We start from the raw sequence: 13,493 nt of genomic DNA, 5'->3' as shown, positions 1-13,493 counted from the left end.
CTTTAATTGTCTTTATATCTTTCTCTAAGAAAAAATATTGCTAATGTTCCTGGACCAGAGTGAGCACCTATTGAAGCACCTATGGTATTTATAATAAAAGTTTCAACTCCAAACTTTTCGGAAATTAGTTCTTTTAATTTCATAGCTCCTTCTATATTATCACCATGACTAATTCCAACAATTTGATCTTTTAATTCAACTTCAGAGGTTCTCTTTTCCATAATATCCAACATAGTTTTAAATACTTTGTTTTTCCCTCTTACTTTTTCTAATGGAACTAATTTACCATCATCTACATGAAGAACTGGTTTAATATTTAATAATCCTCCAAAAAAAGCTTGAGTTCTGGATACCCTCCCTCCTCTAAATAAATATTCAATATCATCTACAGTAAATATATGTTCAATATTTTCTACATAAAATTCTATTGCCTTTATGATTTCTTCTTTTGTTCTTCCTTCTTTCGCCATTTTTGCTGCCTCAAGTACAATCAATCCAAAACCAACAGTAGCTGATTTAGAGTCTATTATATCCAATTGAAACTTTGGATATTTTTCTAAAATTTCATCTCTTACAAATAAAGATGTTTGGTAAGTTCCAGATAATCCTGATGAGAAAGCTATATATATAACATTGTCCCCATTTTGAGCATATTCTGTAAACCTTTCTTGAAATACACTAGGTGGTATCTGTGCTGTTTTATATACTTCACCATTCCTCATATCATCATATACTTTCTTAGATTCTATTGTAATATTATCTAAATATTCCTTATCATCTTTAATCACAACAATAGGTAAAATATCTATACTATATTCTTGTATTAATTCTTTTGGTAAATCACAAGCACTATCACTTAATATTTTTATTCCCACTTTTATATCCCTCCCTCTATAATATTATACAACATTATTTAAATAGAATTAACAATAAAATGAAAATAATGGAATATATTTTTTATTTTTTAAATAGATTATATTACTATTATTTTAAGGAGCTGAATTTCATGAAATTATTCTTTATTAAGAAAAAAACTTTATTTTGGATAATTGCAATATTAATTTTAATGATTATTTGTTTAATAGGTATTCCTTTTTTAGTTTAAGTATTGACTTACTAACTTTACCTTCTTATACTTAATATAAAGGAGGGATATTTATGACTTTACTAGAAAATACTTTTTTATTAGGTATATTAGCCAGTACCATAGCCGGTCTATTTACAGGTATAGGGGCTATTCCTATATTTTTCACAAAAAATATCTCTGAAAAAATGTTAGATACCTTACTAGGTTTTGCTGCTGGTGTAATGTTAGCAGCTACTTCGTTTTCCCTCATAGTGCCTAGCTTAGAATATTCAGGTGGTACTGTTAAAGGTGCTTTTATAACTGCATTAGGAATATTAGTAGGTGCTATATTTCTCGATTTAACAGACAAATATTCACCCCATGTTCATCTTTTAGATAAAAGAACTGAAGGAGCTAGTACATCTCTAAAAAAGATATGGTTATTTATCATTGCAATAACCCTTCATAATTTTCCTGAAGGTTTGGCTGTAGGCGTTGGTTTTGGTGATGATAATATAAGAAACGGCTTATCAATTGCCCTAGGTATAGGACTTCAAAACATTCCTGAAGGTCTAGCTGTAGCCTTGGCTTTAGTTAGAGAAAAATACGATGTTAAAAAAGCTTTTTTAGTAGCACTATTAACAGGACTAGTAGAGCCAATAGGTGGTATACTAGGTATTGGACTTGTGTCGGTTTTTAAGCCTATATTGCCATTTATTTTAGCCTTTGCAGCCGGTGCAATGTTATTCGTTATATCAGATGAAATAATCCCTGAAACTCACAATAATGGATATGAACGTGAGGCTACTTATGGTGTCATAATTGGTTTTGTTATTATGATGATACTAGATGTTACTTTGGGATAAAAAAATAGCAGATTAATCTGCTATTTTTTGTCACTCCTCTACTTTCAAGAAATAATATTTATTTATAAGTACATCCAACTCTTGGCTGAAAGTTACAATCTTTTCTTTATCTATACCTTCTACAATAATCTCATTTAACTCTTTTCTTTTTTGTTCAATTTCATTTCTTACTTCCTTTAATCTTACATTTTCACCCATGGCTTCACAACCTTTCTATTATCAAAAATATTACTAAAATAAAATTTGGAACGTAGATTTTATCTTTGCAATTCTAGATATTCATTAAAGGTTCATCCAATTAATACTTTATTGTATTATATCCAGTTTAATTTATATTAAACACATCTTTTATATTATTTATATAAATAATATAATAATTAGAGTCTTAAAAAATCCTTTTTACAATTTTATAATATACTTTTAACAATAAAAACAATGGGAATAACTATTTCCATTGTTTTTTATTGTTCGATATATAATTATTCATTTCAGTTACATAGGTATTCTTTATCTCTCTTATAATTTTATTGTTAATAGAATCTATTTTTATATCATCAATACTTGATATAGGCAATACATTTACAGATGTTCCTGACATAAATGCTCCATCTATTTTTCTTATATCATCTATATGAATACTTTCTTCCACTATTTTTATATTTAGCTTATTACATATATTAAATATATGTTTTCTCGTAATGCCTATTAGTACATCTGTGCCTTTTGCTGTATAAACTTTATCACCTTTTACAAAGAAAATATTGGAACGGCTTCCTTCAGGTATATAACCTGATTTATTTACAAGTAATGCTTCAAATGCCTTGTTTTCTTCTAATTTCTTTGTCACATTTTCTTTAAAGGATGTAAATAATACTTTTGCATTGGGATTGTTACGTTCATGATGAAATATTGTAGTATGTATTCCATCTTTATAATATTCTTCTGGAGGATAAAAGCTTTCTATATTGTAAACTAAAAATACTTTTCCTATTCCTTCAATATCAGTAGATAAAAGTTTTATATTTAATTTATCTATATTATTTTTTAAAATGAGTTTTTTAATATCATTTTTTATTTCGTAAATATCTTTATCTATTCTATATCCAATTATATTGGCTGATTCAAACATTCTTTCTAAATGATCTTCTAAAAAAAGAGGAACTCCATCTATAGTTCTTATAACTTCGTATATAGGTGGCTTTTCTACTTTCTCAAAAATTTCGATTTCTTCTGTTTTTATAATCTTTCCGTTTAAAATTACATAATCTTTAATTGCTTCTTTCTTCATTTTTATCCCCCTTTTATATATTACTTTTCTATTTCCTCCAAATTGTTTATAATTATATCCTTCTTAATTCTAATTAGCTTTACGCTTTTTTGTGATAATGACTTTCGCATATCTTCTATAGATAAGTTGATTTTCTCTAATATCTTTACTTTATCATCATCTTTTTCAAATTTCAATCTCATTTTATCTAGATCTTCTTCTACACTTTTTAATAAATCAGAAGCTTTAGCATTTTTTCCTTCTAACGAATTTATATATGCTTGATATACAGCATATTTAATTTTATTTATTTCTCCTCCCACCTCATCTCTATATAAACTCATAATAGGTACAAGGTTTAACATAGTTTGACTGCCATAGTTATAAACTTTTCTTATATTTCTTTCTTCAACACTTTTTGTTAATAAATTTAAACTAGATCTAAAACTATCAGTCTTTTCTGTAGTAGCTCCTTTTTTTATTCCTTCTGGTTCGTAATCATTCCAATTCTTGTGTATATCTTCTATCTTCTTATCTATTTCCTGCCAGTTTTTTAAAAGTTCTTCTTTATCTTTTTCTTTTTTTTCCTGCTCTTTATTTTTTGTACTTTCTTTATTCACATCTTCCTTACTACTTCCACCTTCACTATTCCCTTGCCCTTGTTGGCCGCCTGATTTTTCATTACTAGAATTTTGATTTTGCCCTTGTTCTTTACCTTTTTCTCCTGTAGATTCTTGATGTTTATGATTATTCTCCTTAGGCTTTTCCTCGACATAAGTACCATCTAAGATTTTCTCAATTTTTTCTATATTTTTGAGTGTATCTTGAAGTTCTCCACTTATATCTCTTAGATAGTTTGGTGCTTTATCTTTCTTTTCAAATTTTGCACTTTGATTTTTAGTTATTTTGCATCCACTTAACGTAAACAATATTGCTATGAATAATATAGATAATTTAACTCTTTTCAAAATAATCACCTCTAGATTATTATTTCCAGAGGTAATTATTTTATCAAAGAATAGGAGATAATAATCTAGAAAAAGATTCTTTAATTTTTACTATATTGCTCCTATTTCTATATTCATTTAAAGTTATTTCCTTACAATACTGTAAATCATCTATAAATTTATCTGTTAATTTTAAATTTATAGATTCATCATATAAAAATGCGTTAACTTCAAAATTCAATTTAAAACTACGAATATCTAAGTTTGCTGTTCCTACTGAGGAAATGAAATCATCCATTAAAACCACTTTTGAATGAAGAAAACCTCTTTCATAAGTATAGAATCTTACTCCTGCTTGAAGTAATTCCCCAATATAACTCATACTAGCCCAATAGACAAATGGATGGTCTGGTTTACAAGGTATCATAACCCTTACATCTAATCCAGATAATCCTGCTAATTTTAAGGCTTCAAATATACTGTCATCTGGTATAAAATAGGGAGTCTCTATATATATCTTTTCTTTTGCATTAGAAATCATCTTAAGATACCCATCTTTAATGCTGGGCCATTTTGAATCTGGTCCTGAAGAAACTATTTGAATTCCAGTATTTCCCCAATCATCTTCTGCTGCAAGATATGTTTGACATCTAGTTATTTCTTTACCTGTAGCAAATCTCCAATCAAGAAAAAATCTCCACTGTAAAGATGATATAGCAGAACCCTTTATTTTTAAATGAGTATCTCTCCAAAATCCAAATCTTTTAGACAAACCAATATATTCATCACCTATATTAAAACCACCTATAAAAGCTTCTTTTCCATCTATTATACATATCTTCCTATGATTACGATAATTGATTCTAAGACTTATTAAAGGAACAAATGGTGGGAAAAATACTCCAACTTCTCCACCAGCCATTTTTAATTTATGGATATATTTTTTTGAAAAATTTCTGCCTCCCATTCCATCAATTAAAAGTTTTACCTCTATTCCTTCCTTAGCTTTTTCACATAAGGCATCTATTACTTTAATTCCTAGATTATCTGATTTAAATATATAATATTGTAAATGAATATATTGTTTTGCACTTTTTATGGATTCCAATAATGCTTCAAATTTTTCATTTCCATCAAAATATATGGCTACATTATTATCTTGGGTAAAAAACGAGTCTGAACTAATTAAGTGCATTTTTATCAAATCTTCATATCTGGTATAATTTGGGTCCCTATACTTATATTCATCATTTATCATTTGTTCCTCTTGGCTCAATGCCAAATTTTTAAAACAATAATCTTCTTCCTCTTTTATTTTAAATAATCTTTTCTTGCTTAGATCTTGACCAATAAATAGATACAAAATAAAACCTATTCCTGGTAAAAATGTTAAAACCATTACCCAAAGCCAAGTAGAAGTAGGATTTCTTCTTTCAAAGAATACAAGTAAAATAGCAAATAAAATATTTAACCATAATATATTTCTAAATATCCATCCATAAGATGTAAACAGAAATTCCATATTTCCCCCCTAGAAATTAATTATTTTTCTTTGCTTTATATCTCTTGCTGCTATCTAATATTTTTTTTCTTATTCTAAAGCTAATAGGCGTTATTTCTATTAATTCATCATCTTCGATAAATTCTAAAGCCTCTTCTAAAGACATATCCCTTGGTGGTGAAAGTCTTAATGATTCATCTGAACCAGAGGCCCTAACGTTTGATTGTTGTTTTTTTCTACATACATTTACATCTATATCTAATCCTTTAGGGTTAGAACCTACTATCATACCAGTGTATACTGGTATACCAGCACCTATAAATAATATTCCTCTTTCCTGCGCTGAGTGAAGTCCATAGGCTGTAGATTCACCAGTTTCAAATGAAATAAGAGAGCCTACTTTTCTTCTTGGAATTTCTCCTTTATAAGCTGCATATCCTTCAAACACGGAGTTAAGTATTCCATTACCCTTTGTGTCTGTCATAAATTCTTGCCTATAGCCTATTAAACCTCTAGCTGGTATTAAAAATTCCAGTCTAGCATATCCGCCGTTGGATTCAGTCATACTAATTAGCTCACCTTTTCTTTGTCCCAATTTTTCTATAACTGCTCCAATAAAATCATTAGATAAATCTATTGTTACCTTCTCCATTGGTTCCATTTTCTTACCATTTTCTTCTTTAAATAAAACTTCTGGTTTAGATACTTGAAACTCATATCCTTCTCTTCTCATATTCTCAATTAAAACTGATAAATGAAGCTCTCCCCTGCCTGATATTTTAAAGGCATCTGTAGATTCAGTTTCTTCTACTCTAAGGCTTACATCTGTTTGTAGTTCTTTAAACAACCTGTTCCTTATTTGTCTAGAGGTTACAAACTTTCCTTCTCTTCCTGCAAAAGGACTATTGTTTACTGAAAAAGTCATGGCAATAGTTGGTTCTGAAATCTTTACAAAAGGTAAGGCTTCAGATTTATCAATATCACATAATGTGTCTCCTATATGAATATCTTCTACTCCAGTTACGGCAATGATACTTCCTACTGATGCCGATTCTACTTCTACCCTGTTTAATCCTTCAAATTCATATACTTTAGATATTTTAACTTTTTGCTGCTTATGTGGACTTTCAATATTTACTATTAACACTTCATCATTAGCAGCTATTTTTCCTCTTTCAATTTTCCCTATTCCTATTCTTCCTATATAATCATTGTAGTCTATTGTAGATACCAAAACCTGTAAAGGCTCGTCTATATCACCCTCTGGGGCAGGTATATTTTCGATTATAGTTTCAAATAATGGATCCATATTTTCTCCTTCATCTTCTAAGGATAAAGTAGCTATACCTTTTTTAGCAGAGGCAAATAAAAATGGACAATCTAAATTACTTTCATTTGCACCTAGTTCTATAAATAAATCTAAAACTTCATCTATTACTTCATTTGGTCTTGCTTCTGGTCTATCAATTTTATTGATACATACTATTACTGGTAAATCTAGTTCAAATGCCTTTTTCAAAACAAATTTAGTTTGAGGCATTGGTCCTTCAAAAGCATCTACCACTAAGATTACCCCACTTACCATCTTTAAAACACGTTCCACTTCTCCACCAAAATCCGCATGCCCTGGAGTATCTATTATATTTATTTTAACATCTTTGTAATTTATTGCAGTATTCTTTGCAAGTATTGTTATACCTCTTTCTTTTTCTATATCATTAGAGTCCATTACTCTATCTTCTACTACTTGATTTGCCCTAAAAACTCCTGATTGCTTTAATAAACTATCAACTAAAGTTGTCTTTCCATGGTCTACATGGGCAATTATAGCAATATTTCTTATATCGTTTCTTTTGATCTTCATACAACAAGTCCTTTCATATTTAAAATTCTTATCTATAGCTTTAACAGAATTCATTTTATCATACTTTAAGAATAAAACAAAATAAAATCTGATATTTATATATCAGATTTTATTTTATCGTTACTATGCAGTCGTTTTTATTTCATCTTGCATATCAATAGTGTTTTGTAGATCATAAAGATATCTATAATGTTTATTTAAGTTCATAAGCTCTTCATGAGTTCCATACTCTATTAATCTTCCATCTTTTAATACCATTATTTTAGAAGATATTTTTCTTAGATTGTATAATCTATGGGATATAAATATACTTATTTTATCTTTTGATAAATCCGAAGCTCTTTTAAATATTTCATGTTCTGATATTGGGTCTAAAGATGCACTTGGTTCATCTAATATATAGCAGTCTGCATCTCTTAAAAATGCTCGAGACAATGCTATTCTTTGCCACTGTCCTCCCGATAATTGAACTCCTTCATCAAACCATACTCCTAGCTGTGTATCTATTCCTTTTGGCAAATTACTAACCATCCCTCTTGCATAAGCCTTATCTATTGCCTCTTGTAGTTTTATATCATTATCTATTAAATCTATATTTCCTAATCCTATATTTTCTCTGCAAGTTAATTCATATCTATTAAAATCTTGAAATATAATTCCTATTTTATTGCCTAAATCTTTTTTATCTATTCTCTTTATTGATACTCCATTAATTAATATTTCTCCTTCATAATCATAATAAAACCCCGATATTAACTTTACCAATGTAGATTTTCCTGAACCATTTTCTCCCACTAAAGAAATATTTTCTCCTTTTCTTATTTTAAAGCTTATATTTCTTAAGGCATATTCCTGTCTATTAAGGTATTTAAAACTAACGTCTCTAAATTCTATTGTATTTATTTCTTCTATTGGTATACTATCTGATATTGGTAGTTCTTCTTTTACCGGCATTTCCAGAAAGTCAAATAGCTGTTTTATATATAGGTTGTTTTGATACATTGCTAATATTGAGCCTAGTAACCCTTCCATGTTTCCTTTTATGTTTGAAAGACTTCTTATGTACGCTACTGTATTTCCTAGTAGTATTTCTCCTATATAAGCAGATTGTACTATTAGATATAGTATAAATCCTCCTATTATTTGGTCTAATATTTCAAATATAAATGATGTAAATGTTCTTTTTTTGATTATTTTTTTATCTTGTTTAATAAAACTATTACTTAGTTTTTTATATCCTTCAATAAAGTAATCTCCTAATCTATATATCTTTATTTCTTTAAATGCTATATCATTTGTCATTAGATAATTAAGATACCAAGCTTTTCTTCTTTCCTGTGATCTTTCATATTCTATTTTATATTGTAAATGCCCTATTTTAGCCATATAAATTGTTGATATAAATGGAATAGCTACTACTAAAAGTATTATCCATGGTTTCCAATATAATAATATAGCTAAGGATGATATAAAGCCTAAAAATTGGCTTATTAAACTTAGTACTATGGAGAATACTGCATAGGGTCTTTCTATTGCCTCATTTTGTGCCCTCCTTAGCTTATCATAGACTTCTGAATTCTCAAAATCACTTAGACTAAGGATTTTAGCTTTCTCTAATATCATTACACTCATTTTATAGTTTAAATCTATTCTATATATATTCTGTAAATATGAATTGAGTTGTGAAATTATATATCCAAAAGAATTTAAAGCTAAATATATTATCAATGGATATAATACATAGGTAAATTCTTTCCCTATACTGGTTTGTATTGAATTTAGTAAAGATTGTGTAGCAAGTATTGAAGCCGCTGGAAGTATGCCATTTATTATATAAAATATCGTTATTAATATTAAATATGTTCGTTTAACATTCCACAGCAACTTAAATACCTTTGGAAATGATTTGAAGGATTTTATTGCATCTTTTAAGTTAAATGAATATATTTCATGATCCATAGTTTTCTCCTTTATAGTTTCTATTTTACCATAATCTTTTGATGTTTATTCTCTATATTCTAACGCTTGTAATGTATGTCTTACAGTTGCCATTACTATTTCTTCTTAAATCAAATAGATAGTATATTTCATATCATTATATAAAGTTTTAATATCTTATCTATTATATCATATATATATTTGTTCTTTTGTCGAACCTTGTCTGAAAATTTAACTTTTTTCTGTATTATTTTTCTTACTTAAATATTTATAATAAAAAAATCAAGTCTTCAAAATAAGACCTGATTTATTGATTTTAATCTTTAGTTTATTCGTTTTATTGCTGTAACTTTATTTTTTTGTATATAAAACTCATCTGAAAGACCATTTACAATAACTAATCCTCTTCCAAAACATTTTAGATCAGTAGGATCATAGGATTTGCAGTCATAGTCTATACCCTTTCCTTCATCTTCCACCTGAATTGTTATTTTATCTTCTTCTACCTCTAAAGATAGTTTAACACATTTGGATATAATACTATCATTACCATGTAAAACTCCATTAATAACTAGTTCATTTAGTATTAGTTTTATGTCAAACATAGTATCTCTGTTCGATATTATCTTGTTTAATTTCTTTAAAATATCATCAATAAAGTTTTTTATCATTTCTAAGTCGCTGCATACAGTGCCACTGTACTTAAAATCCAATGTCATCACTTCCATCTAAATATTTAACTTCTTATTGTCTATTTATATTTTACCCATATTTTTCTTAATCTAACCCACATTATAAATAAGCTTAAAAAAGTTTTTATAATTATTATTTTATAAGTTTATTAATCTTATATTTGGGTATCATCTACATGATTACAAAATGAGAGGAGGATGGAAATGGAAAGATGGGTATGTGATCCATGTGGTTATGTTTATGATCCAGCAGAGGGAGATCCAGATAATGGAGTAGCTCCAGGAACTGCTTGGACAGATGTACCAGAGGATTGGGTGTGTCCAGTATGTGGTGCAGATAAAAGCCAATTTTCTCAAGAATAAAAAAGGATAATATTCCTTACATAAAGGCCAGTAGTTTTTAAACTACTAGCCTTTGTTTTTTTCTATGAAATAATCTCTTCAAATACCTGCCATACTTTTTCCTTGTTTATCTTTTTTTCTGATGAATAAGGAATTATAAGGTTGGTGTCCTTGATTCCCAGTTTGTCTTTAATTATCTTTACGTTTTTTTGCCAATTTCCCTTTGAAATCTTATCTACCTTAGTTGCTATTACTATACCTGTATATCCAAAGGATTTAATCCATTGGTACATCTGTAAGTCTTGGCTAGTTGGTTCGTGTCGTATATCTACAACTAAAACTACTTCCCTTAAGTTTTCTCTTTGGGTTAAATACCTATCTATTATTTCTCCCCATTTTTCGATTTCACTTTTAGAAGCTACTGCATAACCATATCCAGGTAAATCCACAAATCTAAAACTATCATTTATTATATAGAAATTAATAGTTCTAGTTTTTCCTGGTTTTCCTGAAGTTCTTGCTAAATTTGTTCTATTAACCATGGAGTTTATAAAAGAGGATTTTCCTACATTGGACCTTCCGGCAAAGGCTATTTCTGGAAGGTCATCTTGAGGATATTGCTTTGGACCTACTGCAATTGAATGTAAATCCGATTTAATTATTTTCATTTTTATCAACTCTTTCAATTAAAGCTTGTTTTATTACTTGTTCCATATTTTTTACAGGAACAAATTTCATTTTTCTTCTTATTTTATCCGGAATTTCTTCTAAATCTTTTTCATTTTCTAAAGGTAATAGCACCTTCTTTATTCCCATTCTATTAGCTGCCAATACCTTTTCTTTAATACCACCAACTGGGAGTACTCTACCTCTTAAGGTAATCTCTCCTGTCATTGCAACTTCCCTTTTAATTGGTCTATTAGATAGTGCTGAAATAACTGCTGTAGCAATGGTAATTCCTGCAGATGGACCGTCTTTTGGTATTGCTCCTTCTGGAACATGAATGTGTATATCCATTTCTTTATGGAAGTTCTCTTCAATACCTAAAGTATTGGAATTAGCTCTAATATAACTAATTGCTGCCATGGCTGACTCCTTCATTACATCTCCTAATTTTCCTGTTAGTTGAATTTTTCCTGTGCCTTTCATACTATTTACTTCTACAGAAAGTGTTTCTCCTCCTACAGCTGTCCAAGCTAATCCATTTGCTACCCCTATTTGATTTTCCTCTTCTAAGGTATCAAATCTATATTTTTCAGCCCCTAAATAGTTTGATAAATTGTTATTATTTATTCTAATTTTCTTTTTGTTTTCCTCTACAATTCTCTTTGCTGATTTCCTGCATATATTGGCTATATTTCTTTCTAAATTTCTAACTCCTGCTTCTCTAGTATAATTATTTATTATACTTCTAACGGCAGATTCTGATACTATTAAATTATCTTCACTTAAACCATGTTCTTTTATTTGTTTAGGCAACAAGTGATTTAATGCAATCTGCAACTTTTCTTCTTCTGTATATCCTGATATTCTAATTACTTCCATTCTATCTAAAAGTGGCCCTGGAATTGTAGCTGTAGTATTTGCAGTAGTTATAAATAGCACTTTAGATAAATCAAAAGGTACATCTAAATAATGATCTGTAAATGTTACATTTTGTTCAGGGTCTAAAACCTCTAATAATGCACTGGCTGGGTCTCCTCTATAATCACTGCTTAATTTGTCAATTTCATCAAATAAGAATACTGGATTTTTAGTTCCTGCTTTTTTCATGGAATTAATTATACTTCCTGGCATAGAACCAATATAAGTCCTTCTATGACCTCTTATTTCTGCTTCATCCCTTACTCCACCTAAAGACATTCTAACAAATTTTTTATTGAGAGATTTAGCAATTGACCTTGCTATGGACGTTTTTCCTACTCCTGGAGGTCCTACTAAACAGATTATAGGCCCTTTCATACTATTAGTCAGCTTCTTAATTGCTATAAACTCTAGTATTCTTTCCTTTACATCAGTTAATCCATAATGTTCTTCATTTAATATATCTCTAGATTTTTTAATATCTATTTTATCTTTAGTTTCCTTATTCCAAGGAAGGTCTATTATCCAGTCTAAATAAGTTCTAATAACTCCTGTTTCTGGTGAGTGAGATGATAATCTGAGAAGTCTTTCAACTTCTTTCATTGCCTTTTCTTTTACTTCTTTAGGCATCTTTATTCCATTTATTTTCTCTTCATATTCCTCTGCTTCCACTATTATATCATCATCTTGACCTAATTCTTTTTGAATAGCTTTTATTTGTTCTTTAAGGTAGTATTCTTTTTGAACTTTATTTATTTGTTTCTTTACTCTTTGATTTATTTGATCTTCAATTTTTAACACTTCTATTTCTTCTTGAAGCATTATATGAAGTAATTCCAATCGTTCATAAAAATCAAAGGATTCTAATATTTTTTGGTCATCTTCTGGTTTTAAATATATATAAGAGGCTATAACATCTGCAAGCCTTCCTGGATCTTCTATATCTGTTATGGTAATTAAGATTTCAGAAGATATTCTATCATTATAGGAGATATATTCTTCAAAATCATTTACTACAAGTCTCATGGCTGCCTCTGTAGTAGAATCTTTTTCTATATCTTCTTCTTCATATTTTAATTCTTCTACTTCAGTTATAAAATATGGTTCTTCTTGGATTATATCTGTTACTTTACCTCTATTTACTCCTTCCACCAATACCCTAATACTTCCACCAGGTAATTTTAACATTTGTTTTACCTTTGCTATAGTTCCTGTATGATAAAAATCATCTATACTTGGTTCATTGACCTTAGGGTCTTTTTGAGTACATAAAAGGATTTCAGAATCATCCATCATGGTCTTTTCTAAAGCTTTAATGGATTTATCTCGTCCAATATCAAAATGAACCACCATATGCGGAAACATGGATATGCCTCTTAGTGGTATTAATGGCAGGGTTTTCTTCTCTATATTATATTGATTCAAT

The 13,493-nt window shown here is 28.8% G+C and carries 12 protein-coding genes; 2 read left to right on the top strand and 10 right to left on the bottom strand.

Features of this window, described 5'->3' with window-relative positions; translation table 11 throughout:
- Window positions 1–2: 2 nt before the first annotated feature.
- The gene (locus KQI41_RS05205) at window positions 3–875 is read right to left on the bottom strand and encodes a DegV family protein (RefSeq protein WP_216584960.1); all 873 of its coding nucleotides are present in this window, start codon (window positions 873–875) and stop codon (window positions 3–5) included.
- Between the two features lie 283 nt (window positions 876–1,158).
- On the opposite strand from KQI41_RS05205, the gene KQI41_RS05200 reads away from it, so the two are divergent.
- Window positions 1,159–1,932 carry a ZIP family metal transporter gene (locus KQI41_RS05200; RefSeq protein ID WP_154439871.1) on the top strand — a complete coding sequence of 258 codons (774 nt, stop codon included), beginning with the start codon at window positions 1,159–1,161 and terminating at the stop codon, window positions 1,930–1,932.
- A gap of 30 nt (window positions 1,933–1,962) precedes the next feature.
- Here the strand turns inward: KQI41_RS05200 and KQI41_RS05195 are convergent, their stop codons facing one another.
- From KQI41_RS05195 to KQI41_RS05165, 7 genes are all read right to left on the bottom strand, one after another.
- A complete protein-coding gene (locus tag KQI41_RS05195; protein WP_154439872.1) occupies window positions 1,963–2,130 on the bottom strand; it encodes an aspartyl-phosphate phosphatase Spo0E family protein in 168 nt (55 codons plus the stop codon).
- Between the two features lie 247 nt (window positions 2,131–2,377).
- The gene (locus KQI41_RS05190) at window positions 2,378–3,220 is read right to left on the bottom strand and encodes an aminotransferase class IV (RefSeq protein WP_154439873.1); all 843 of its coding nucleotides are present in this window, start codon (window positions 3,218–3,220) and stop codon (window positions 2,378–2,380) included.
- Window positions 3,221–3,240: 20 nt separating this feature from the next.
- Window positions 3,241–4,167 (bottom strand): hypothetical protein, encoded by a 927-nt coding sequence (locus tag KQI41_RS05185; protein ID WP_216584959.1) that lies wholly within the window; start codon window positions 4,165–4,167, stop codon window positions 3,241–3,243.
- A gap of 43 nt (window positions 4,168–4,210) precedes the next feature.
- Window positions 4,211–5,668, bottom strand: coding sequence for a cardiolipin synthase (gene cls, locus KQI41_RS05180; RefSeq protein ID WP_216584958.1), 1,458 nt, complete (start codon window positions 5,666–5,668; stop codon window positions 4,211–4,213).
- A 16-nt stretch (window positions 5,669–5,684) separates the two neighbouring features.
- Window positions 5,685–7,511, bottom strand: coding sequence for a translational GTPase TypA (gene typA / locus KQI41_RS05175; RefSeq protein WP_216584957.1), 1,827 nt, complete (start codon window positions 7,509–7,511; stop codon window positions 5,685–5,687).
- Between the two features lie 123 nt (window positions 7,512–7,634).
- The gene (locus KQI41_RS05170; protein WP_216584956.1) at window positions 7,635–9,470 is read right to left on the bottom strand and encodes an ABC transporter ATP-binding protein; all 1,836 of its coding nucleotides are present in this window, start codon (window positions 9,468–9,470) and stop codon (window positions 7,635–7,637) included.
- Window positions 9,471–9,772: 302 nt separating this feature from the next.
- Complete coding sequence (locus KQI41_RS05165) at window positions 9,773–10,168, bottom strand: ATP-binding protein (protein WP_229768536.1); 396 nt, start codon at window positions 10,166–10,168, stop codon at window positions 9,773–9,775.
- 177 nt (window positions 10,169–10,345) lie between these two features.
- Between KQI41_RS05165 and rd the strand changes: the two genes are divergently transcribed.
- On the top strand, window positions 10,346–10,504 hold the full coding sequence (gene rd / locus KQI41_RS05160) for a rubredoxin (protein WP_154439879.1): 159 nt from the start codon (window positions 10,346–10,348) through the stop codon (window positions 10,502–10,504).
- A 62-nt stretch (window positions 10,505–10,566) separates the two neighbouring features.
- Here rd and yihA read toward each other — a convergent pair whose 3' ends face one another.
- A complete protein-coding gene (gene yihA / locus KQI41_RS05155; protein ID WP_154439880.1) occupies window positions 10,567–11,151 on the bottom strand; it encodes a ribosome biogenesis GTP-binding protein YihA/YsxC in 585 nt (194 codons plus the stop codon).
- Window positions 11,138–13,492 carry an endopeptidase La gene (lon, locus tag KQI41_RS05150; protein ID WP_154439881.1) on the bottom strand — a complete coding sequence of 785 codons (2,355 nt, stop codon included), beginning with the start codon at window positions 13,490–13,492 and terminating at the stop codon, window positions 11,138–11,140. Before lon ends, yihA begins: the two co-directional genes overlap by 14 nt.
- Between the last annotated feature and the right edge of the window lies 1 nt (window position 13,493).

This window comes from Tissierella pigra (assembly GCF_018917845.1).
Lineage (GTDB): Bacteria > Bacillota > Clostridia > Tissierellales > Tissierellaceae > Tissierella > Tissierella pigra.
Note: the sequence above shows the minus strand (reverse complement) of the source record. Positions and strands in the feature narration are given on the sequence as shown.